The sequence below is a fragment of the Alcanivorax profundi genome (assembly GCF_003597125.1).
Classification (GTDB): Bacteria; Pseudomonadota; Gammaproteobacteria; order Pseudomonadales; family Alcanivoracaceae; genus Alcanivorax; species Alcanivorax profundi.
Genome location: NZ_QYYA01000002.1, coordinates 52,758 through 74,889, shown reverse-complemented (window position 1 = coordinate 74,889; position 22,132 = coordinate 52,758). Strand labels below are relative to the sequence as shown.

Sequence of the window (22,132 nt, the reverse complement as noted above, 5' to 3'; positions counted from 1 at the left end):
GGTAAGAACATGAAGATTCTACGGATCATTGCCTCATTGCTCTTCTTGTCCTCAGCAATGATGCTGACGGGGTGCGGGAGTGGTGCGAACCTCGGGGAGCTGGACGCCCGGCTGGAAGAAATCAAGGCTCGCCCCCGCGGGCGTATTGAGCCTCCGCCGGAATTCAAGCCTATCGCAACCTATGCTTATTCCGCACAAAAGCTGCGCTCTCCTTTTAATCCTCCTGTGGAGCAAGAGCTTTTGGAGGTTACAGATGGTCGACCAGTGGAGCCGGATCTTGCCCGGCCACGTGAATATCTCGAGCGTTTCCCGCTGGATGCGTTGAGAATGGTAGGAACAATCAACAAGCCGGGAGCGGAAGTCCAGGCGCTGATTGCTGATCCGACCGGGGCTGTCACACGGGTAAAACCGGGCAGCTATATGGGGAAGAACTTTGGCCGGGTCAGAAGTGTGAACGAAGCCAAGGTTGGTCTGATCGAAATTGTGCCGGACGGCAGGGACGGCTGGGTTGAGCGAGCCAGCTCAGTCTCCATTTCCGAATAACAGTCGCTGGGGATCCAGTTATGAAACGTGTAACAGTTAAAACAAAAAAATACGCTTCCCGGCGTCTGGCAGGGCTTCTGCTTGGCGGGGTTCTGGGGGCAATGGGGTCACTGTCGTTCGCTGCTACCCTGCAGTCGATCGAGGCGAATGCGCTTTCCGGTGATGAGATGGAGGTGCGACTGCGCTTTGATAGTGCGGCGCCGGAGGTCAAGGGATACAGTATTGAGCAGCCGGCGCGCATTGCCCTGGATTTGCTCGGTGCGGATAGCGAGATTACCGGGAAACGCCAGAATCTTGGCTCGGGTAACGCGAGAAGCGTGACCATTGTCGAGGCCAAGGATAGAACCCGTCTGATTTTCAACCTTGAGTCGCTGACCGGGTATACCACCAGTACAGAGGGCAATGATCTGGTGGTGCTGCTGGGTGTCGAGGGCTCGCCGTCATCTTCTGCAGCTCAATCAGCAGCTGGCGCCAGCTCAGAGGCGAAAGTGAATAATGTTGATTTTCGCCGTGGTTCTGAGGGTGAGGGCCGTGTCATCGTGCAGCTGTCCAAGCCTTCAATTCCCGTCGATGTGCGTGAGGAAGGGGGCAAGATTGTGGCCCGCTTTGTCGGCGCAGGTGTGGAAAACGATCTGTTGCGCAAGCTTGACGTCACCGATTTTGCGACCCCGGTCTCGATGGTCGAGACGAAGGCCTCTGATGGCAGTACTCTGATTGAGATCCTTCCAACGGGTACGTGGGAGTATCTGGCTTATCAGGCCGACTCGGAATTCAGCATCAATGTGAAACCGGTATCCAAGGTGGATGCGGATCGCAAGCGAAAAGATGCCTTTGAATATACTGGTGAGAAGCTTTCGTTGAACTTCCAGGATATTGAAGTGCGTTCTGTGCTGCAGCTGATTGCGGACTTTACTGGCTTGAATCTGGTTGCATCGGATACGGTGAATGGGCGAATTACTCTTCGTCTTCAGAATGTTCCGTGGGACCAGGCACTTGAGTTAATCCTGAAAACTAAGGGGCTGGATAAGCGTCAGGTGGGCAATGTCCTGCTGGTGGCCCCGGCGGATGAAATTGCTGCCCGTGAGCAGCTTGAACTCGAAAGCCAGAAAAAAGTTGAGGCCCTTGCGCCGCTGCGTACAGAGTACATCAGCATCAACTATGCCAATGCCAGCGAACTGAAGGCGCTGATCAGCAGTGCGGGTGGCAAGGCGGCTTCCTTGCTGAGCGAGCGAGGCTCTGTCGTGGTTGATCAGCGTACCAACACCCTGATTATCCAGGATACAGCAGCGAAGCTGGAGGACATTCGTGGCCTCATTCAGGAGTTGGATGTGCCGATCCAGCAGGTGCTGATTGAGGCGCGTGTTGTGGTTGCCACCAACGATATTTCGGATGAGTTTGGTGTCCGTTGGGGTGGCCTTGGCTTTGATGGTGAAAGCCTGATTGAAGATCAGCGGAGCTTCGGGGTGGCAGGCCGTCTGCAGCCCTTGCGCGACCTTCACGCTACCAATGTGGACGGTGCGCTGTACGGGGCCGGTGACTTCAGCGGTATTACTCCTGGTACCGACCCGGGAGATGTGGATTTCGGCCCGGATTCCTACTCGTTCACCGAGCCAGAAAACGGTGACGACCTGATCGTGGATCTTGGCGTCGATTCTGCCAACGCTTCCCGGTTTGCTGTGGGCTTCACTTCGTTGACATCCGGGCTCATTGAACTGGAGCTGTCTGCCCTTGAGGCTGAGGGGCATGGTGAGCTGGTGGCAACACCGAAGGTGCTCACTGCCGATCAGCAGCCGGCAGTGATTGCCTCTGGTCAGCAGGTGCCGTTTGAAGTGGCAACGTCGTCAGGCGCTACCTCCATTGACTTTGTTGAAGCAGAGCTGAGACTGGAAGTGACTCCGCACATCACCCCGGACGGTAATATCATTATGAACCTGAAGGTCAATAATGACTCCCTGAATGCGGTTGCGGCGGATGGCTCTTTTACTATCAATACCAGCCGTGTAGAGACCTCGGTTCTGGTTGATGATGGCGAAACGGTCGTGCTTGGTGGTATCTTCCAGCAGGAAAAAATCAATTCAGTGACCAAGACGCCTTTCCTGGGTGACTTGCCGTGGATTGGTAACCTGTTCAAGAAGACCGTGAATCGTGATAACAAGCAGGAACTGCTTATCTTCATTACGCCGCGGTTGATGAAAGATGCGCTGGCGAGTCGGTGATAGATAATACAACTCCTTCCTTGATATTGGTCGGCCCGATGGGTGCAGGTAAAAGCACCCTGGGCCGACATCTCTCCCAGATACTGGAACGCCCTTTCTACGATTCTGACCGGGTAATCGAAGAGAAAACCGGTGCAGATATCCCCTGGATTTTCGATGTGGAAGGCGAGTCCGGCTTCCGTCGTCGTGAGCACGAAGCCATTGATGAGCTGACCTCCATGCCGGGCATCGTGCTGGCGACAGGGGGTGGTGTGGTGACGACGCCGGAAAATCTGGCGCTAATGCATGACCGGGGTTGCGTGGTCTATCTGTGGACGCCGGTTGAGGTGCAGCTTGCTCGCACCCGTAATGACCGAAACCGTCCCCTGTTGCAGACAGCGGACCCCCAGGCAAAGCTGGAAGCATTGTTTGCCGAGCGCGATCCCCTCTATCGCAAGGTGGCTCATCATGTGGTGTCAACGGCATCGGGTAACCTCAAGAAAGTCGCGGATGACGTGCTTGCTTGTTTGGTCTCTCGCGGCCAAGGATAATGTGCCCCAGTCCACGTAACTGATTGGGCGCTTGCTGGCTCAGCATGCGCCGCTCTGCAGGTTGCGGCGATTCTCACCACGGAGACATGATGCGCACACTTCAGGTGGCCCTGGCCGAACGTAGTTATCCCATTCATATCGGGCAAGGCTTGCTCGACACTTTTCCGCTTGCTGAGCAAGTTCGCGGCAACCAGGTGATGATCATCACCAACGAAACCATTGCGCCGCTCTATCTGGACAAGCTTCAGTCACAGTTCAGTCAAATCCAGTGCGATACCCTGGTGCTGCCCGATGGGGAGAAGTACAAGACCCTGGCGACGCTGGAGAGCATCTTTGACGCGTTGCTCGAGAAGCGCCATTCGCGCACAACGACGCTGATTGCCCTGGGTGGTGGCGTGGTCGGCGACATGGTCGGGTTTGCGGCGGCGTGCTACCAGCGAGGTGTCGATTTCATTCAGGTGCCCACGACATTGCTGGCCCAGGTGGATTCGTCCGTGGGTGGCAAGACGGCGGTGAATCACCCGCGTGGCAAGAACATGATTGGAGCCTTTCATCAGCCGCGGTTGGTATTGATTGATACCGATGTGCTTGAGACGCTACCGACCCGTGAGGTGGCGGCCGGTTATGCCGAAGTGGTGAAGTATGGCCTGATTCGGGATCCGGAATTTTATGACTGGCTGGAAACCAACAACCCTCGGTTGTTGTCCAGAGACTCAGAGCTGATGGCAGAGGCGATCTATCGCAGTTGCGAAAACAAGGCTCAAGTAGTGGCCGATGATGAGACCGAACAGGGTAACCGCGCGTTGTTGAACCTTGGCCATACTTTCGGTCACGCCATGGAAACGGCCACCGGCTACAGCGAGTGGCTGCATGGTGAGGCCGTAGCTGCCGGGATGGTCATGGCAGTGAGCATGTCGGCAAGGCTTGGCTGGCTGGATGAAGGCCTGGAGTCGCGCTTGATGGCATTGCTGGAAAGTTGGGGGCTGCCTGTTGCGGTGCCGAAGGGTATGACCGCAGCACAATTTATGGATTTGATGGCGCTGGACAAGAAAGTGCATAACGGCCAGTTGCGCCTGGTGTTGATGAAGGCGCTGGGCGATGCTGTGGTCACTGCCGATTATCCGGCGGCCGCACTGCAAGAAACCCTGGAGGCATTCTGTGGAGTTTGATGAGGACCGTTTTTTCAGTGGCGCATCCCGTGGAGATTTTCTGGATGCACTGACGGCCCATGCGGGACTGGGTTCCGTGGCTGTGCTGGAGGGGGATGAAGGCAGCGGCGTGTCCACCCTGTTGGGTCAGGCGGTCATGGCCTTGCTGGATGATATGGAAGTCGTGCGTCTGGACGGCGCAGATGAACATGATGCCAATGCGGTGATTGATGCGTTGCTGCGGCACTTCAATATCGAGCGTGCAGCGTTACCTGAAGTGCTGAAAGCGGCGTTGGCTGAGGGGCGCCTTGTTGTTGTTATCGACAACACGGAGCAGCTGGAGAGTGCTGCGGTTGCCACCATGCTGGCCCTCAAGCAAAAGCTGGGTGCGCGTCTGGGTTACCTGTTCGGCGGCTTGCCCGGTATTGCCGAAAGCCTTAAGGGCGCAGATTTCGTTGTTGATGACGTACTGGATCTTCCGGCGCTGACGGCGGAAGACGTGCAGGATTTTGCCTGGTTTGTGCTCGGTATGGAGCTGGATGATGCTGCGTCGGGCGCGCATGCTGAAGCGGTATCAGGGAATCTGGGTGCGCTGAAGGCGCGACTTCACGAGAGTGGCGAGTCGCCGTTGGTTGCCACGTCCGGTGCGGCCGGAATTGGGGCAGGCAGTGTTGAGGAGGTGCCGGAAGAGGCTTCCATGCGTTTTGCTGCCCGTCAGGAAGAGGACGACGATTTCGATGACGCCGAGGCCCGGCAGGATGCCGAAGAGTATGACGAACCGTTAGAGGAAGAGGCGGGCGCGACCCGTGCGGCTCCTCCCTGGCGGCATTTGGCGGCAGTGGGCGGTCTTCTGGTTGCCGTGGTGCTGTTGTGGGCAGTTTTCTCCGGTAGCGATGAGGTCGATCCGGTGCCTGAGCGGCGGGATCTGGCCTTGCCCATGCCGGAAGCGGTTGGTGAAACGGAAAGGGCGCCCGCTGCAGCTGAGCCGCAGGTGCAGCCGCTGCAGCCGACCATGAAGCCGGTGGCCCGGCTGGAGGATCTGGATAATCCTGCCTCTGACGACGGAGCAGGTGAGTCTCCCCTGAATGATGCTGGCGAAGAAGGCGCTCGCTCGGCCCCGGAAAGTGGTGTGGTGCTGACGCCGGTTTCCGATCCGGTGATGCAGTCGTCGCCGGCGGCCAGAGAGAGGGAGATGCAGGTCACTCAGGCGCCAGCCGCGGATAATGAGGGCGAGGCGACGAAGCCCGAGTCGCAAAGCAAGCCCGCCTCCGAGGCCATGTCGGCCAGCAAGCCGGCGCCGAAGGCATCCGAGGGGGAGTCGGGTTATCGGCAGGCCGATTGGCTGGCGACCCTGGATAACAGTCGTTGGTTTCTGCAGATTACGGTGACAAGCCAAGAGGCCAATGCTCGCGGTGTGCTGGACCAGCTGGCGCGAAAAGGGGCTTATTATGCGGCCCGCCGCAATGGAAAGTCCGTTTGGCTGGTGCTGGCGGGGGATTATTCCAGTCGACAGGCGGCGCTTGACGCAAAGGCGGAGTTGCCTGCAAAGTTGCGTCAGGCTGGCCCTTTTCCCCGCAAGATGGCCGACATTCGCAACGAGTTGTAGGTCCTGTTTCAAGAAAAAAAGCGGGTTGGGCGACTGTTCAATTTGTCGCCCAACCCCGCAATGTGTAGAATGCATATCCCTTTTTTGCCGTCACCACTATCCTGACGCCATTTGCCTTCTGTAAGTCTCTGAATTTCAAGAGGAAAGGTTTTGATGCAGCAGAACTCAACGCTGGTGCGGGGGCTCACTGAGCCCGGAGAATTCCGGGACAACTGTGGTTTTGGTCTGATTGCCCATATGGAAGGCAACGCCAGCCACGAGCTTTTGCAAACCGCCATCGAAGCACTGACATGTATGACCCACCGGGGCGGTATTAACGCCGATGGAAAAACCGGTGACGGCTGCGGTCTGTTGCTCAAGAAACCCGATTCTTTCTTCCGCAAGGTTGCGCAGGATGCGTCTATTGCCTTGCCGGACAACTACGGTGTGGGGATGGTGTTTACCCATCCTGACAGCGCCGAGGCCGACAAGCAGAAGGCCGCCATCGATGCTGCTCTTGAAGCGCAGGATGTGAAGGTGCTGGGCTGGCGTGAAGTGCCCACGGATGACGCCTGCCTGGGTGAGCTGGCGCGCGCCTCTCTGCCGGGTTTCTGGCAGGTGCTGGTCGCTGCAGACGGTAACTCCGAGCAGGAGCTGAACCGTCGCCTGTTCTTTGCCCGTCGCCATGCCGAAAAAGCGATCGAGAGCGATGGCTATTTCTATGTCTGCTCCCTGTCGGCGTCGGTGATTTCCTATAAAGGTCTGATGATGCCGGTGGATCTGCCGGCCTTCTTCCCGGATCTGGGCGATGAGGCCATGGAAACCGCCATCGTGGTCTTCCATCAGCGCTTCTCCACCAACACCCTGCCGCAGTGGCCGCTGGCGCAGCCATTCCGCTACCTGGCTCACAACGGTGAGATCAACACCGTTCAGGGTAACCGTAACTGGGCGTTGGCGCGGGAAAGCAAGTTTGCCAACGAACTGTTGCCCGGGCTGGAAGAGCTGAGCCCGCTGGTCAACCGTACCGGTTCTGACTCTTCCAGCATGGATAACATGCTGGAAATCCTGCTGTCCGGTGGTATGGATCTGTTCCGCGCCGTGCGCATGATGATCCCGCCGGCCTGGCAGAATGTGGAAACCATGGACGCGGACCTGCGTGCCTTCTACGAATATAACTCCATGCACATGGAGCCGTGGGATGGCCCGGCGGGTCTGGTAATGACCGATGGCCGTTACGCGGTCTGTATGCTCGACCGTAACGGTCTGCGTCCGGCGCGTTGGGTTGTGACCAAGAACGGCTTCATCACTCTGGCCTCTGAAATCGGTGTCTACGGCTACAAGCCGGAAGATGTCGTCGCCAAGGGCCGTGTCGGTCCGGGCCAGATTCTGGCCGTGGACACGGAAACCGGTGAAGTCCTGCATACCCGGGATATCGATAACCGGTTGAAAGTACGTCACCCCTACCGTGACTGGCTGAAGGGTAACGCCCTGCGTATTGAGGCGGACTACGATCACGAGGTGGGTCGCACCGACGAAGTGGATCCACAGGATCTGCTCAGCTATCAGAAATTCTTCCAGATCAGCTTTGAAGAGCGTGATCAGGTGCTGCGTCCGCTTGCCGAAACCGGGCAGGAAGCCACAGGTTCCATGGGGGACGATACGCCCATGGCGGTGCTGTCCAAGCGTGAGCGTCCGCTGTACGACTATTTCCGTCAGCAGTTTGCCCAGGTGACCAACCCGCCCATCGATCCGCTGCGTGAAGCGATCGTCATGAGCCTGGAAACCTGTGTGGGTGCTGAGCGGAACGTGTTCGAGGAAACGGCGGACCATGCGGACCGGGCAATTCTGTCCACGCCGGTGTTGTCGCACTCCAAGTTCACCAATCTGCTGAATATCCAGCGTCCGGGCTATGAGCACGCCAAACTGAGCCTGCATTATGATCCCAAGGCCGGCCTGAAACAGGCGGTACTGGATCTGTGCGACGCCGCGGAAAAAGCGGTACGTGATGGCAAGGTCATTCTGGTGCTCACCGATCACGGTATTGGCCAGGATACCCTGACCATCCCGGCGCTGATGGCCACCGGTGCCGTTCACCATTCTCTGACCGAGAAAGGTTTGCGCTCTGACGCCAACATTATTGTGGAAACCGCGACGGCTCGCGATTCCCATCACTTTGCCGTGTTGTTCGGCTTTGGTGCTACCGCGGTCTATCCGTACCTGGCTTATGACGTTATCGCCGACATGGTGCGCTCCGGCGAGCTGCTGGGCGATGCGGTAGAGCTGCAGAAGAACTTCCGCAAGGGCATCAACAAGGGCCTGATGAAGATCCTCTCCAAAATGGGGATCTCCACCATCACCTCTTACCGGGGTGCCCAGCTGTTTGAAGCGGTGGGTATTGACCGTGAGGTGGTGGACCTGTGCTTCCGGGGTGTGGCGAGCCGCATCCAGGGGGCCGGCTTTGTCGACTTCGAGGCGGACCAGAAGAATCTGGTCAAAGATGCCTGGAAGCAGCGTAAGCCGATTGATGCCGGCGGTGTTCTCAAGTTTATCCACGGCAAGGAATATCACGCCTTCAACCCGGACGTGATCCATGCCCTGCATCATGCCACCCAGGATAACGACTGGAACGCTTACCGCGAATACGCGGAGTTGGTGAACAAGCGTCCGGTAGCGACCCTGCGTGATCTGTTCGCCTTGCGTGATGATGTGGATGCCATCAGCGTGGATGAGGTCGAGCCGCTGGAAAATATCCTGCTGCGCTTTGACTCTGCGGGCATGTCGCTGGGGGCACTGAGCCCGGAGGCTCATGAAGCCATTGCGACTGCCATGAACCGTCTTGGTGGGCGCTCCAATTCCGGTGAGGGCGGTGAAGACCCGGCCCGTTACGGTACCGAGCGGGTCTCCAAGATCAAGCAGATTGCCTCGGGTCGCTTCGGTGTCACCCCGCACTACCTGGTGAATGCAGAAGTGCTGCAGATCAAGGTCGCCCAGGGTGCCAAGCCCGGTGAAGGCGGCCAGTTGCCCGGCGGCAAGGTGAACACCCTGATTGCGCGGCTGCGTCATTCCGTGCCCGGTGTCACCCTGATTTCACCGCCGCCGCACCATGATATCTATTCCATTGAGGATCTGGCCCAGCTGATCTTTGATCTCAAGCAGGTTAATCCGGATGCCCAGGTCTCTGTGAAGCTGGTGTCCGAGCCCGGCGTAGGCACGGTGGCCTCCGGTGTGGCCAAGGCCTATGCTGACCTGATCACCATCTCCGGCTATGACGGCGGTACTGCTGCCAGTCCGTTGACCTCTATCCGCTATGCGGGCTCTCCGTGGGAGCTGGGGCTGGCAGAAGCGCATCAGGCGCTGCGTGGCAATGATTTGCGCGACAAGATCCGCCTGCAGACCGATGGCGGTCTGAAGACCGGTCTGGACGTGATCAAGGCGGCTATTCTGGGGGCGGAATCCTTCGGGTTCGGTACCGTGCCGATGGTCGTTCTCGGCTGTAAGTACCTGCGGATCTGTCACCTGAACAACTGCGCCACCGGCGTGGCGACCCAGCGTGAAGACCTGCGTAAGGAGCACTACATCGGTGCGCCTGAGCTGTTGATCAACTACTTCACCTTCGTGGCGCGCGAAGTTCGTGAGCTGCTGGCCATGCTGGGTGTGAAGAGCATTCCGGACCTGATCGGCCGTACCGACCTGCTGAAAGTACTGGAAGGGGAAACCGAGCGTCAGGGCAAGCTGGATCTCACTCCGATTCTGCGCAACGACCTGGTGCCGGCAGACAAGCCCACCCACTGTCAGGTGGATCGCAACGAGCCGTTCGACAAGGGGTTGCTCAGCGATACCATGATCAATGACATGCAAGTGGCGATCGACAACAAGTCCGGTGGTTCTTTCCACTACGCGATCACCAACTGTGATCGTAGCGTGGGTGCCCGGGTCTCTGGAGCCATCGCCAAGCAGTATGGCAACCTGGACATGGAAAGCGCGCCGATCAAGGTTCGTTTCACCGGTACAGCAGGGCAGAGCTTCGGTGTGTTCAACGCCGGCGGCCTGCACATGTACATTGAAGGGGATGCCAACGACTACGTGGGCAAAGGCATGGCCGGCGGCAAGCTGGTGATTCGTCCGCCCCAGGGTAGCCCGTTCAAGAGCCAGGAAACGGCCATCATTGGTAACACCTGTCTGTACGGTGCCACCGGAGGCAAGCTGTTTGCCGCTGGTACCGCCGGCGAACGTTTCGGGGTGCGTAACTCCGGAGCCCATGCGGTGGTAGAAGGCGCTGGCGATCACTGCTGCGAATACATGACCGGCGGGTGCATCACGGTACTTGGCCGGACCGGCCACAACTTTGGTGCCGGCATGACCGGAGGCTTTGCCTTCGTGCTGGACGAGGACAATGATTTCTTCGACCGCATCAACCCGGAACTGATCGAACTGCATCGCATCAGTTCCGAAGCCACCGAGTCTCACCGCAGCCATCTGCGCGGCGTAATCAGCGAATATGTTGAAGAGACCGGCAGCGAATGGGGCCAGTACATTCTGGATAATTTTGATGCCATGAGCCGCAAGTTCTGGCTGGTGAAACCCAAGGCCGCGAGCCTGGACAGCCTGCTGAACACCACGCGCGCCAATCCGGCATAACGGAGGTTGGGGAGAACATGGCTGAACGTTTGAGCAACAATTTCCAGTTTCTGGATGTGCCACGGCACGATCCCAAGAAAAAGGACATTGACGACCGCAAGCACAAGTACGAGGAGATCTACTACCCGTTTGAAACCCGGGAAGTGGAGCATCAGGCGCACCGTTGCCTGCATTGCGGTAACCCGTACTGTGAGTGGAAGTGTCCGGTACACAACTACATTCCCAACTGGCTGAAACTGATCAGCGAAGGGAATTTGATGGAAGCGGTGGAGTTGAGTCACCAGACCAACTCCCTGCCGGAAGTCTGTGGTCGTGTGTGTCCCCAGGACCGTCTGTGTGAAGGGGCCTGTACCCTCAATGACGGCTTTGGTGCGGTGACCATCGGTGCTACCGAGAAGTACATCACCGATACCGCGTTGGCCATGGGCTGGCGTCCGGACATGTCCAAGGTCGTCTGGACTGACAAGAAAGTGGCGGTTATCGGGGCGGGCCCGGCCGGGATCGGCTGTGCTGACGTGCTGGTCCGCAACGGGGTGAAACCGGTTGTCTTCGATCGTTATGAAGAAATTGGTGGCCTGCTGACGTTCGGTATCCCCGAGTTCAAGCTGGAAAAGCCGGTCATGGCCAAGCGCCGTGAAGTCTTTGAAGGCATGGGTGTGGAATTCCGTCTGGGCGTGGATGTGGGCAAGGACATCAGCATCGATGAGCTGTTGGCCGAGTACGATGCCGTGTTCATGGGCATGGGCACCTACACCTACATGAAAGGCGGTTTCCCGGGTGAAGATCTGGATGGCGTGCACGAAGCGCTGCCGTTCCTGATTTCCAACGTGAACCGTAACCTGGGCCTGGAAAAGGCTGCCGCTGACTTCATCGACATGAAGGGCAAGCGGGTGGTGGTGCTCGGTGGTGGTGATACCGCCATGGACTGTAACCGGACCTCCATTCGTCAGGGTGCCGACACCGTGACCTGTGCCTACCGTCGTGACGAAGAAAACATGCCGGGTTCCCGCAAGGAAGTGGTTAACGCCAAGGAAGAGGGCGTGCAGTTCCTGTTTAACCGCCAGCCCATCGAAGTGGTGGGTGAAGACGGTAAGGTGGTTGGCATCAAGGTGGTGGAAACCAAGCTGGGTGAACCTGATAACAATGGCCGTCGCCGCCCCGAGTCGATCCCGGGCAGCGAGGAAATCCTGCCTGCGGATGCCGTGATCATTGCCTTCGGTTTCCGGCCCAGCCCGGCGGACTGGTTCGCTGACAAAGGTATCAACACCGATGATTCCGGTCGCGTGACTGCGCCGGAAGAGCAGGAATTTCCCTTCCAGACCAGCAACGAGAAGATCTTTGCCGGTGGGGATATGGTGCGTGGCTCTGACCTTGTGGTGACCGCCATCTGGGAAGGCCGTGAAGCCGCCAAGGGGATTCTGGACTACCTGGATGTGTAATCCCGGTTTGTGCCCATCCTGACAGAAAGGCCCGCGAATGCGGGCCTTTCTGTATGTGCAGGGAGGGGGCGTATTGGTTGCCAATCAGGTAAAGTTCGCTATTCATACTCGTTCGGCACACCGTGTGCCAGTCAGATTCAGGATATTGCATGACCAGCTTTGCGCCACTTCAGAATGATCTCTTCCTGCGTGCACTCAACCGAGAGAATGTTGAACGTACCCCTATCTGGATGATGCGGCAGGCCGGACGTTATTTACCGGAGTACCGTGCCAGCCGTGAGCATGCGGGGTCGTTCATGGATCTGTGCATGAACGCGGATCTTGCCTGTGAAGTTACCTTGCAGCCGCTGGAGCGTTATCCGCTGGACGCGGCGATCCTGTTCTCCGACATTCTTACCATCCCGGATGCCATGGGGCTGGGGCTCTATTTCGAAACGGGTGAAGGGCCGAAGTTCAAGAAGGTAGTGCGCACCGAGGCGGATGTGGCAGCCTTGCCGATTCCCGATCCGGAGACCGATCTCGGCTATGTGATGAAGGCGGTCAGCACCATTCGAGGGGCGCTCAATGGCCGTGTGCCGTTGATCGGCTTTTCCGGTAGCCCGTGGACCCTGGCCACCTACATGGTGGAAGGCGGCTCCAGCAAGGATTTCCGCCACCTCAAGGCCATGGTTTACAGTCAGCCGGAGCTGGCACATGCCATGCTCGACAAACTGGCGCAGTCCGTCACCAGTTACCTCAATGCGCAGATTCGTGCCGGAGCCCAGGCAGTACAGATCTTTGATACCTGGGGTGGGGCATTGTCCGCCGAGGCGTATCAGCAGTTTTCGCTCAAGTACATGAAGCAGATTGTCGACGGGCTGATCCGTGATCATGATGGCCGCAAGGTTCCTGTGATCCTGTTTACCAAAAACGGCGGGCTGTGGCTGGAGTCCATGGCCGAGACCGGTTGTGATGGTCTGGGGTTGGACTGGACCATCAATATTGGGGAAGCCCGTCGCCGTGTCGGTCACAAGGTAGCCCTGCAGGGCAATATGGATCCGGCAGTATTGTATGCAGCACCCGAGGCCATTCGTGCTGAAGTAAAGCGTATCCTCACGGACTTCGGCGATCACCCGGGGCATATTTTTAACCTGGGGCATGGCATTACTCCGCAAGTGGATCCGGAGCATGCACGGGTGTTTATCGAGGCGGTGCACGAGTTCAGCCAGCGCTGAGGCTGGCGCTCACGGATGGGATAGAGTGGGGGGAGCGATGCGTATCATCTGGGGTTTGCTGCTGCTGATGGTCGGGGCACAGGCTATGGCCATGTCGCTTGCATTGGCAAAGGTTGAGCGAGCCGGTGAAGGAGAAACCGAACAGCAGGTTTGTGCGCGTGCCCTTGAGAAAATGACGGATGAACTCCACACCAGCCTGCTGAGTGTGATCGCGGCAACGGATGCCTATCGGAAACGCAAGCTGGCTTATCGTGAGCGGGCGCTGGATGAAGCCTTGCTTGAGGATGCCTACCGCAGTCAGCTAATGAGTGAAAAGCCTGCGGTAGACGGGCAGCGCTGGAGTGGAACACGCTGCTCATTGCGAGCGCGGTATCGCGCGGATATCGATGCCTTGGCGCGTCGGGTGCCCATGCCGCAGACCAAACTGGCGGCCGTGCCGGAAAAAGAGCCTGTTCCTCCGGGAATTGATCCCCATACCTGGGACTTGTTCAGCGCTAGCCGCGACCGTGCAGAGTTGTCGCAAACCTTTTCGACGGTAGCCGCCTTGCGCATGTATATGATGGAGTATTACATGCACTCCGGAGAGTGGCCGGAAAGCCTCTCTGATCTAGGTGTGGCCCAGGAGCAGATGATCAGTGAGCGGGTGAAGCGGGTCTATCTGCTTCAGGATGGCATGCTGAAGCTGGAATTGGCCGGTCGCCTGGAAGGGCATGAACTGACCACATGGCCTGTGGACAGTCGCGGTCCAAGGGGAGTGGAGTGGAAGTGCACAACAACGGTGGATATGGGGCCGTCCGGTTTTTGTGATCCGGTGGAGTGAGCCGCGGGGTAGATGTCATTCCAGTCGCAAGGTGCTTGAAAGAGCACGGGTGACCCGGCTGATACGACAAGAGGCCGCCTCCTCGGGGAGGCGGCCTCTTGCATGTCGGGGCGATGGATTACGGTCAGTCGTTGAAATTCAACGTATGACTTGCCGCTCTGATTACGCCCCGATCTTGCGCATCTGATAGACGTTGTGAGAAATGGCAACCACTTCCCCGTTGGCGTCCTTTAGCTCTACATCCCATTCGAAATCACACTTGCCCACCTCTTCAGTGGTGCTTTCGATACGGGCAATTTCCTCTTCGCTCAGGGTGACTTCCACAGTGACATCGGTGGTCGCGGGGCGACGGAAGCGAATCGACATGTCCTTGACGATGGGATAGAACTTCTTGGTGTCGAAGGATGTCAGGTAAATGGTGCCGCCAGGCAGCTCGGCAATGGTGTACAGGGCGCCAGCATACATGATGCCCACGTGATTAATGTTGGGCTTGAACGGCATCAGCATCTTGCAATAGCCACGGTCGACTTCCAGCGTCTGTACTTCGCAACGCTCCACGAACGGGAAGGTCTTGTCGCTGGCAGCTTTGATCAGGGTTTTCTGTTCTTCAGTCAGGGCCATGTCAGTTTCTCCTCAGTTACCGGGGATGCTAACAAAGCCTGTGGACGCGTCGGAAAACCGTTTAGTTCAGCGGGATGGCGCAAACGGTCAGTCGTTGAGCAGAGCGTCTGTCTTGGCGGCACAGATAAAGTCGTTGCGGTGCAGGCCACGGATCTTGTGGGTCCACCAGGTCACTGTCACCTTGCCGTACTCCGTGAGAATGGCTGGGTGGTGGCCTTCCTGCTCGGCCAGTTCGCCGACCCGGTTGCTGAAGGCCAGTGCCTGGACGAAATTCCTGAACGGAAAATGCCGCTGCAGTTTCTCGATGCCGTCTTCTTCTACCTGAATCCACTCCGGGATCTGCGGGAACAGCAATTCACGTTCCTGTTCGGTCACCTGGGGAGCATCGGCGCGGCAGGCGTCGCATTGCTGATGGTTGAGTGAGGATGTGCTCATGGGGATGTGATTACCTTGCGTGGATGCATGCGCTTTTCATTGTGCATGCATCCACTGCGGCTAATCAATCAGGCTGGGGCAGCCGGTTCGCACAGCCGCACCGGGTCACCATCGGTGCCACCAGGGGCCATTTTCTTGAGGATTCGGCGCAGTTTCTCAAGATCGGTGTCATCGCGAACCCGGCCCGGAATCTCCATGCCTGCCGCCAGATTGAGCAGTACTGCCTTCATTTTTTCGGGCATCAGTACAGGCTGACGGTGCTGAAGGACGTAAATCAGATCGCCACGTTTGAACAGCAGGAAACCGTAGTAGTAGGTGCCGCTTTCCACGTCAGTGTCCTTGACCTGGGCGGCGTCCACGTTAATCCCGATGATGGCAAACAAGGCCTTGGGGTCAGCGTCTTCGATAAACTCGCGATAGGAGGCTTCGGCGCTGGTGATCATTGGGGCCTTGGCCACCACATCACGCAGATAACTGTTCAGTGTCAGGTTGAGCAAGGTGAGATCCGAGGCGAAGCGCGGGGCCTGGATCATGGGGTGTGTCTGAACGTTCAGGTAATCCACCCGGAACAGACGCCCGTTGCCATCCCAGAAAGTCGCGGAGCCACCATTACGGTCGCAGCGTTCATCCAGCACCACTTCCCCGCGGAAAGTATTGATGCTCAGGTCAAGAATATAGGCGCCGGCCGGTGAGAAGTAGTAATCCCCTTCACGGTCGCCCTGCATACCCTGGCAGCCGGCCAGTAGCGTTACGCTCAGGAGAGACAGCAGGAACGCGGCAGTTTTGATTATTTTCATTATTCGCCCCGAAGATAAAAAGCCTGAAGATCATAGCATAACAGGGGAGGCCTGCCGCCAGTGCAGTGTGGCGCCTTACAATGCGGGCAGATCGGCCAATGGGACAATGGTCTTGCCCGGGGATTCCCTGAGGCTGCGGCCATAGTGCCAGGTGGCTTTCTGGGGATTGTCATACACCCGTACGGGGATCTCGGTCAGGGGGGTGTCACAGGCGTCAATGTTACCGGCTGCCCCGTTGAAGGCCGTTAGCAGAGCGTCGTGCACGTCTTGCTGACGCTGGGCCACTGCCTCGGCACAGCGCAGGTTGCCACTGTTCAGATAGTTAACGGATGGCGAAACCAGCACGTACTGCTCAATCTTGCGCTGGCTGGCGTCGATCACGTTGAGGCATTGATGAACCCAGTAATAGTAGCAGTCGTCAGCTTCAGCCGGGTTGGTGCCGCCCAGCAGAAAGCCGGCCAGCAACAGTGAGCAAAAACGGTATTTCATGAGGGTAGCCCGTCGCGTTGCTGGCGCGCAGGCTCCCACTGCAGCAGCACGTTTTCGGTGATCAGGTGCTCGGGAATTCGGTGACGAATCTGCTCGTGCAGTTCGGGGAGTTGGCTCCAGTGGAGGCCAGGCAGCATATGGTGCGCGGTATGGTAGCCCAGATTCCATGACGGCAAATTGTAGCGTTTGAGCTCCACATTGCGCGACGCATGAAAATGGTCTTCAAAGCCGGTGCCCGCATGCTGACCGTAGGTATTGTCCAGCAGCATGAACAGCATGGAAACCATCGGCAGGACGAATACCAGCAGGGCATTGCGCGGGTCGTACAGCAGGGCGGCGATCAGAGGGAGGTTAGCGAGTACCAACAATCGGAGAAAGCGGCGGTAAAGCACAGGGTGTCGTTTTCCGATCTGGTGAATTTCCGGGTAGATACGCAGTGTATTGATCAGCACATAGCGCCAACGAGGCATTAAACTGCCATCAGCCATTTGCCACGGAGAGGGGTCGTTTTCCGGGTCCAGATAGAGTTTGTGGTGGCCAATATTGTGGTGCAGGGTCCAGCTCAGGGGGCTGGTTCCTGTTTGCAGGTAGAGAATGCATTCAAACAGGCGATTCAGGGGCTTCCTGACAAACGTATTCACGTGGTGATGGTTATGGCAGATGGCGCCACAGGAGACCTGAACCGGCATCAATGCAAGTACGGCCAGCCAGGTTGTCAGCCCTGAGCTGAAGAAAAACAGCATGCATTGAATGAAAAAGACCGCCAACACCAGGGCAACAGCGGCACGATCAGCCCTATAGCGTACTAACATCTCACTCACCTGGGCCAGAAGTCTGGCGCCCACTACGAAGAAGGCGTGAGTTTAGAGGCATCACAAAGTGTGATGAAGACCACATTAACCAGAGGTTTGGGCGCCTTGGTCAATATGGGTACGCTTGTACCTGCCGGGATATGCGCGATTCTGCATTTCAGAAGGCGCCCCACCCACCACAGGTGGGGCGCCAGCAGCTCAGGCTCGGCTTAACAGGTCTCGGGCGATAGCGATCACCTGCATTTCGTCGGTCCCGGCATAAATCTGCAGGATCTTGGCGTCGCGCATCAGTTGTTCGACACGGGATTCTCGCATGTAGCCGTAGCCACCATGAATCTGTACCGCCTCGGTGGCGACTTCCATGGCCGTCTGTGCGGCATAGAGTTTCATGGCAGAGGCTTCGGCCAGGGTCATCTGCTTGCCTTCGGCGGTCATCTCGATATAGCGGAATACCATGTTCTGCAGGTTGGTACGGGCCACTTCCATCTTGGCCAGCTTGAGCTGGATCAGCTGGTTCTGGCCGATCGGACGGCCGAACTGGCTACGGTCGTTGGCGTACTGGACAGACAGCTCCATGGCGCGCTCCACCATGCCCAGTGCCATGGCAGCAACGCCGGCGCGTTCCTGCATGAACGTGCCCTTGGCGCCGCTGCGGCCGTAGCTGTCTTCGCTGCCGCCAAGCAGACGATCTGCTCCGACTTTCACGTCGGACAGGAACAGCTCGCCGGTGGGGGAAGAGCCAATGCCCATCTTCTTGAATGGCTTGGACTGTTCCAGACCCTCCATGCCGCTGTCGAGGATGAATGAAACGATTTTGCGTTGCTCGGCCGGCACGCCTTCCTCGTCGAGCTTGCAGATCAGGATAATGGTGTCGGCAAAGGGACCGTTGGTGATCCAGGTCTTGCTGCCATTGATGATGTAACCGCCATTGCCGTCGCGGCGGGCCACGGTTTTCATCTGGCCGAAGGCGTCGGAGCCGGCATTGGGTTCAGAGATTGCCCAGGCACCCACTTTTTCCAGGGTCAGCAGCGGTAGCGCCCAGCGTTCTTTCTGTTCAATGGTGCCTTTGCTCATTATGGCGCCACCGGCGAGGCCCATGGAGACACCCATGGCGGTCACCAATCCCTGCGCATGGCGGCAGATCTCGATAATGGGGATCATGCGCATGGCGGCTTCTTCTCCGGCCATGGCGGAAGGGCCTTCTTTCTTCTTTTTCTCTACGGCCTCGCCGGCGGCGATGGCCTTTTCTCTGGCCAGCTGTTTTTCAAAACTCTGCTGGGCCATCACATCCATGCCAAATGTCTTGATCAGCTTGCGCAGGATGTCGTAAGGCGGTACGCCGTTGTATTCGATGTCATCCAGTTTTGGCACGACTTCCTTCTCCACGAAGTCGCGTACCATTTTCTGGATCATCTGTTGTTGTTCTGACCACTGAATCATGGGGATGTCCTGTCCGTATTAGGTTGTCCCCACATTAACAAGATCTTTCCTGGGGTCGCATTGATCATAACGGACGGAAATCTTGACGTTCGGGATCAATGCCCGAGCGTCAAAGGGTGCAGATGTTCGGGCAGACCCCTGGTCAGGGGAGCGTTATTGGGCGGTGATGCAGGGGAAGGGATCGAAGCGGACGCGCATGACCAAGGCGTCAGGGCCCTCGGTGCTGGCGGCGGCTTCAATGTCGGCGGCCCGCAGGCGTGGGTGGGTGCCGTTGAAAAACTTCTGGGCGGCGTGGGCGTTCAGGGTGCGATCCCTGGCCTGTTCGTAGGTGATGCCCTCTCCACCCAGCAAATGGCGAATGTATTCGGCGCAGGCCACATCCTCATCGCCGGTGGGGTGGGAAGCCACCAGCACCACCGTGGGCGGGTTCTGTTGGCGCAGGTAGTTGGCGGTAGCTTCGGCATTGACCAGGCCGGCCACCAGCACTTCCCGGCTGTCGCGGGCACGTAATGTGGCAGCGACCCCGTTGGTGGTCCTCATGATCATTTCCCGACCGGCCAGCTCGGCCTGATCAATCTCCCAGGGGGAATTGCCGAAGTCGAAGCCCTTGATGGGCAGGGCATCCACTTCACCGGCCAGCAGGGCATTGGGCAGATGCTCATCGCGCAGGGCAAAAGCCTGTTCCGCACTGGCCACCGGCCAGATACAACGCAGGCCCTTGCGGAAAGCATGGTGGCTGGTGGTGAACGCACGAATCACATCGATTACAACCGTGATGCCGTGAATGTTATGGGGCGGGTTATGCCCTTGAGCAATATGTATTTCCATGTCGGCTCGCGGGGGTGGGCTAGAACAACAGACCAATGCCCCAGGTGGCGTTGTCGAAAATTTCTTCCTCGTCTTCCAGGTACTGCTCAATGGCAATGGTGAAGGTCAGTCGGTCACCCAGGGTGAGTCGGTCTTTTGGGGTGCGTTTGCCAGTGAAGAAATCGACGATAGAGCGATAGTTGAAGTCGGACCGAAAGCGAATGAGTCCGTCATGATTACCGTGGCCGTACTGGATTTGGGCGATGCGGCCGAATCCAGTGCCGAGATAGACATTATTTACGCGCTCACCATCGGCTTCAGAAAACTCATCCACTTTTTCTGACCGCAGCGGTGAGTCGCCAAATTTCTTGGTGGCCACGCCGCCATTGATCGCCACACTGCTGTAGTTGGCGTCGACGAAAAAACCGGTGTCGATTTTTTCGGTAGGGTCGACACGACCCACTGAAAACACGGTGCCCCTGATAAGGGTGACGCCGCTATAGCGGTCTTCGGCAATGGCCGTCAGTGGCAGAACCAGCAGTGCAACCAGCAAGCTTGTTATTGTTTTCATTTCATTCCCTCCATCAACAAGCCGTTATTATGCCTAGGCTGCGATGGGGTTTCACCCATTGTGAACGGACGTATCGGAAAAGGGGCGCTTAGCGCCGCGAGGGTGGCAGTGTGCGGGCTAATGTCCAGACATTGACCTCACGAGCGCCTGCGTCCAGGAGGGTGCGGCTTGCGGCTCTGGCACTGCTGCCGGTGGTCATAACGTCGTCAATCAGAGTGATGGATAAGCCTGCCATCGGCAGAACGCAGCGAAAGGCCTGGCGTAAATTCCGTTCCCGTTGAGTGCGCTTCAGCCCTTGTTGGCTGGCAGTCGCACGTTGGCGTAACAATGCGGGCAACAGCGGCCGCTGCCAGAGGCGGGAAAGTTGGCTGGCAAGTCGCTGGCTTTGATCAAAGCCCCGCCACCAGCATCGTTGCCAGTGAGCAGGCAGGGCACACAGGGCGTCAGTGTCCGGCCAGGGTAAGGGCATGTCTGCCAACAATTGTTCCAGAGCGTTTTCGCAGACCAGGTCTCCGTGGTGCTTGTAGCGTTGAATCAGGCGATCCAGCGGATGGCTATAGATCAGCGGGGCATGGCTGGCGGCAAAAGGGGGCGGCCGGCGAACACAGCGACCGCACAGCGGCGGAGGCTGGCTGTTGTTTGCGCCAGGCATGGGCAGGCTGCAGCGGCAGAGTGGGCCCTGCAAGGAGGGCAGCAGCACCGTGCACTGGGCACAGAGCAGGCTACGGCTCATTTTTCCGCATAGCAGGCAAGGGCAGAAATGATCAAAAAATGACCTGCAGTAAACTTTTGTTGCGGCTTTCCAGTTGACAGGTGGCATGTCGCTCCCTAGCCTGTTGATTCCCGTTCAGGAGAGACACCATGCCCGCCACCGCCAGCATTACCCAGACGCCAGAGTCGCAAACGGCTGTACGCCATGACTGGAAGCGTAGTGAGATCGAAGCCCTGTTTGCTCTGCCGTTCAATGACTTGTTGTTCCAGGCAGCGGCTATCCATCGGGCCAATTTCGATCCGAATGCGGTGCAGGTCAGCACCCTGCTGTCGATCAAGACCGGGGCTTGCCCGGAAGACTGCAAGTATTGCTCCCAGTCCGGCCACTACAACACCGAGCTGGAAAAGGAAAAGCTGCTGGAAGTCGCCCGCGTGGTGGAAGAAGCCAAAGCTGCCCGCGACAAAGGGGCGTCCCGTTTCTGCATGGGGGCGGCTTGGCGCAGCCCCCGCGACCGAGACATGCCGTTTGTGCTCGACATGATCCGCCAGGTGAAAGGGCTGGGCATGGAAACCTGCATGACTCTGGGTATGCTGGATCAGGGCCAGGCCGAGGCGCTGGCGGACGCCGGACTGGACTACTACAACCACAACCTGGACACCTCGCCGGAGTATTACGGCAAGGTGATTACCACGCGGACCTACAATGATCGTCTGAGCACCCTGGCCAATGTCCGTGATGCCGGCATGAAGGTGTGTTGTGGGGGCATTGTTGGCATGGGCGAGCAGCGTGATGACCGCGTCGGTTTGCTGCAGCAGCTGGCCAACTTGCCGCACCATCCGGAGTCGGTGCCGATCAACATGCTGGTGAAGATTGAAGGTACACCGCTGGCGGATGTGGCAGATCTGGATCCCTTCGAGTTCGTGCGTACCGTGGCGGTGGCGCGCATCCTGATGCCTGAATCCTACGTGCGGTTGTCTGCCGGTCGTCAGGAAATGAACGATGAGGCCCAGGCGCTGTGTTTCATGGCCGGTGCCAATTCCATCTTCTACGGTGAGCGTTTGCTGACCACCGACAACCCGGAAGCCAATCACGACCAGCAGCTCTTCAAGCGTTTGGGCATTCATCCGCTGGATCCGCGTCATGAAGCGTCTGACGAAGCCCATGAAGAAGCCATCAAGGCGCAGGTGGCCGAGCAGGAGGCGGAAGATGCTGGACTGTTCTATAACGCCATGGGCAAACGTTCCGCGAAGCACGTGCTCGACAAGGACACAGGCCGCCCTGCTGCTGCCGAGCATTGATTCTCCGCAGGGTGGCA

Annotated in this window: 19 protein-coding genes; 10 read left to right on the top strand and 9 right to left on the bottom strand. The window is 58.0% G+C overall.

Features of this window, described 5'->3' with window-relative positions:
• Positions 1 to 9 precede the first annotated feature (9 nt).
• The 9 genes from D4A39_RS05620 to D4A39_RS05580 all read left to right on the top strand — a co-directional run bounded on the left by D4A39_RS05620 (position 10) and on the right by D4A39_RS05580 (position 14,133).
• Positions 10 to 543 (top strand): pilus assembly protein PilP, encoded by a 534-nt coding sequence (locus D4A39_RS05620; protein ID WP_031226424.1) that lies wholly within the window; start codon positions 10 to 12, stop codon positions 541 to 543.
• A gap of 20 nt (positions 544 to 563) precedes the next feature.
• Entirely contained in the window at positions 564 to 2,759 is a 2,196-nt protein-coding gene (locus D4A39_RS05615; protein ID WP_022985288.1) for a type IV pilus secretin PilQ, read from the top strand.
• Positions 2,756 to 3,289, top strand: coding sequence for a shikimate kinase AroK (aroK, locus tag D4A39_RS05610; protein ID WP_031226422.1), 534 nt, complete (start codon positions 2,756 to 2,758; stop codon positions 3,287 to 3,289). The genes D4A39_RS05615 and aroK overlap by 4 nt, the downstream gene beginning before the upstream one ends.
• 89 nt (positions 3,290 to 3,378) lie before the next feature.
• Positions 3,379 to 4,458, top strand: coding sequence for a 3-dehydroquinate synthase (gene aroB, locus D4A39_RS05605; RefSeq protein WP_022985286.1), 1,080 nt, complete (start codon positions 3,379 to 3,381; stop codon positions 4,456 to 4,458).
• A complete protein-coding gene (locus tag D4A39_RS05600) occupies positions 4,448 to 6,043 on the top strand; it encodes an SPOR domain-containing protein (protein WP_119917681.1) in 1,596 nt (531 codons plus the stop codon). The genes aroB and D4A39_RS05600 overlap by 11 nt, the downstream gene beginning before the upstream one ends.
• A gap of 153 nt (positions 6,044 to 6,196) precedes the next feature.
• The gene (gene gltB / locus D4A39_RS05595) at positions 6,197 to 10,660 is read left to right on the top strand and encodes a glutamate synthase large subunit (RefSeq protein ID WP_119917680.1); all 4,464 of its coding nucleotides are present in this window, start codon (positions 6,197 to 6,199) and stop codon (positions 10,658 to 10,660) included.
• Positions 10,661 to 10,677: 17 nt separating this feature from the next.
• Positions 10,678 to 12,099, top strand: coding sequence for an FAD-dependent oxidoreductase (locus D4A39_RS05590; RefSeq protein WP_022985283.1), 1,422 nt, complete (start codon positions 10,678 to 10,680; stop codon positions 12,097 to 12,099).
• Between the two features lie 149 nt (positions 12,100 to 12,248).
• Entirely contained in the window at positions 12,249 to 13,313 is a 1,065-nt protein-coding gene (gene hemE / locus D4A39_RS05585; protein ID WP_022985282.1) for a uroporphyrinogen decarboxylase, read from the top strand.
• Between the two features lie 37 nt (positions 13,314 to 13,350).
• Positions 13,351 to 14,133, top strand: coding sequence for a pilin (locus D4A39_RS05580; protein ID WP_022985281.1), 783 nt, complete (start codon positions 13,351 to 13,353; stop codon positions 14,131 to 14,133).
• A gap of 162 nt (positions 14,134 to 14,295) precedes the next feature.
• On the opposite strand, the gene D4A39_RS05575 is transcribed toward D4A39_RS05580, so the two are convergent.
• From D4A39_RS05575 to D4A39_RS05535, 9 genes are all read right to left on the bottom strand, one after another.
• Positions 14,296 to 14,754 (bottom strand): PaaI family thioesterase, encoded by a 459-nt coding sequence (locus D4A39_RS05575; RefSeq protein ID WP_022985280.1) that lies wholly within the window; start codon positions 14,752 to 14,754, stop codon positions 14,296 to 14,298.
• An 87-nt stretch (positions 14,755 to 14,841) separates the two neighbouring features.
• Positions 14,842 to 15,189, bottom strand: a complete 348-nt coding sequence (locus D4A39_RS05570) for a 4a-hydroxytetrahydrobiopterin dehydratase (RefSeq protein ID WP_022985279.1) — start codon at positions 15,187 to 15,189, stop codon at positions 14,842 to 14,844.
• A gap of 68 nt (positions 15,190 to 15,257) precedes the next feature.
• Complete coding sequence (locus D4A39_RS05565; protein ID WP_022985278.1) at positions 15,258 to 15,986, bottom strand: hypothetical protein; 729 nt, start codon at positions 15,984 to 15,986, stop codon at positions 15,258 to 15,260.
• Between the two features lie 75 nt (positions 15,987 to 16,061).
• Positions 16,062 to 16,475 carry a hypothetical protein gene (locus tag D4A39_RS05560; protein WP_022985277.1) on the bottom strand — a complete coding sequence of 138 codons (414 nt, stop codon included), beginning with the start codon at positions 16,473 to 16,475 and terminating at the stop codon, positions 16,062 to 16,064.
• Entirely contained in the window at positions 16,472 to 17,287 is an 816-nt protein-coding gene (locus D4A39_RS05555; protein ID WP_022985276.1) for a fatty acid desaturase family protein, read from the bottom strand. The genes D4A39_RS05560 and D4A39_RS05555 overlap by 4 nt, the downstream gene beginning before the upstream one ends.
• 198 nt (positions 17,288 to 17,485) lie before the next feature.
• Positions 17,486 to 18,727, bottom strand: a complete 1,242-nt coding sequence (locus D4A39_RS05550; RefSeq protein WP_022985275.1) for an acyl-CoA dehydrogenase family protein — start codon at positions 18,725 to 18,727, stop codon at positions 17,486 to 17,488.
• Between the two features lie 153 nt (positions 18,728 to 18,880).
• Entirely contained in the window at positions 18,881 to 19,555 is a 675-nt protein-coding gene (locus tag D4A39_RS05545; RefSeq protein ID WP_022985274.1) for a 2-phosphosulfolactate phosphatase, read from the bottom strand.
• 19 nt (positions 19,556 to 19,574) lie between these two features.
• Positions 19,575 to 20,105, bottom strand: a complete 531-nt coding sequence (locus tag D4A39_RS05540) for a hypothetical protein (RefSeq protein ID WP_022985273.1) — start codon at positions 20,103 to 20,105, stop codon at positions 19,575 to 19,577.
• 88 nt (positions 20,106 to 20,193) lie between these two features.
• On the bottom strand, positions 20,194 to 20,838 hold the full coding sequence (locus tag D4A39_RS05535) for a ComF family protein (protein ID WP_022985272.1): 645 nt from the start codon (positions 20,836 to 20,838) through the stop codon (positions 20,194 to 20,196).
• A gap of 128 nt (positions 20,839 to 20,966) precedes the next feature.
• Between D4A39_RS05535 and bioB the strand changes: the two genes are divergently transcribed.
• Positions 20,967 to 22,115 (top strand): biotin synthase BioB, encoded by a 1,149-nt coding sequence (gene bioB, locus D4A39_RS05530; protein WP_119917679.1) that lies wholly within the window; start codon positions 20,967 to 20,969, stop codon positions 22,113 to 22,115.
• Positions 22,116 to 22,132: the final 17 nt, after the last annotated feature.

Bases quoted from the DNA above. Each gene is read 5' to 3' on its own strand.
- D4A39_RS05620 (WP_031226424.1), top strand. From the start codon at position 10: ATGAAGATTCTACGGATCATTGCCTCATTGCTCTTCTTGTCCTCAGCA.
- D4A39_RS05560 (WP_022985277.1), bottom strand. From the start codon at position 16,475: ATGAAATACCGTTTTTGCTCACTGTTGCTGGCCGGCTTTCTGCTGGGC.
- D4A39_RS05570 (WP_022985279.1), bottom strand. From the start codon at position 15,189: ATGAGCACATCCTCACTCAACCATCAGCAATGCGACGCCTGCCGCGCC.
- D4A39_RS05535 (WP_022985272.1), bottom strand. From the start codon at position 20,838: ATGAGCCGTAGCCTGCTCTGTGCCCAGTGCACGGTGCTGCTGCCCTCC.
- D4A39_RS05575 (WP_022985280.1), bottom strand. From the start codon at position 14,754: ATGGCCCTGACTGAAGAACAGAAAACCCTGATCAAAGCTGCCAGCGAC.
- bioB (WP_119917679.1), top strand. From the start codon at position 20,967: ATGCCCGCCACCGCCAGCATTACCCAGACGCCAGAGTCGCAAACGGCT.
- D4A39_RS05540 (WP_022985273.1), bottom strand. From the start codon at position 20,105: ATGAAAACAATAACAAGCTTGCTGGTTGCACTGCTGGTTCTGCCACTG.
- D4A39_RS05590 (WP_022985283.1), top strand. From the start codon at position 10,678: ATGGCTGAACGTTTGAGCAACAATTTCCAGTTTCTGGATGTGCCACGG.
- hemE (WP_022985282.1), top strand. From the start codon at position 12,249: ATGACCAGCTTTGCGCCACTTCAGAATGATCTCTTCCTGCGTGCACTC.
- gltB (WP_119917680.1), top strand. From the start codon at position 6,197: ATGCAGCAGAACTCAACGCTGGTGCGGGGGCTCACTGAGCCCGGAGAA.
- D4A39_RS05615 (WP_022985288.1), top strand. From the start codon at position 564: ATGAAACGTGTAACAGTTAAAACAAAAAAATACGCTTCCCGGCGTCTG.
- D4A39_RS05580 (WP_022985281.1), top strand. From the start codon at position 13,351: ATGCGTATCATCTGGGGTTTGCTGCTGCTGATGGTCGGGGCACAGGCT.
- aroB (WP_022985286.1), top strand. From the start codon at position 3,379: ATGCGCACACTTCAGGTGGCCCTGGCCGAACGTAGTTATCCCATTCAT.
- D4A39_RS05545 (WP_022985274.1), bottom strand. From the start codon at position 19,555: ATGGAAATACATATTGCTCAAGGGCATAACCCGCCCCATAACATTCAC.
- D4A39_RS05555 (WP_022985276.1), bottom strand. From the start codon at position 17,287: ATGTTAGTACGCTATAGGGCTGATCGTGCCGCTGTTGCCCTGGTGTTG.
- D4A39_RS05550 (WP_022985275.1), bottom strand. From the start codon at position 18,727: ATGATTCAGTGGTCAGAACAACAACAGATGATCCAGAAAATGGTACGC.
- D4A39_RS05565 (WP_022985278.1), bottom strand. From the start codon at position 15,986: ATGAAAATAATCAAAACTGCCGCGTTCCTGCTGTCTCTCCTGAGCGTA.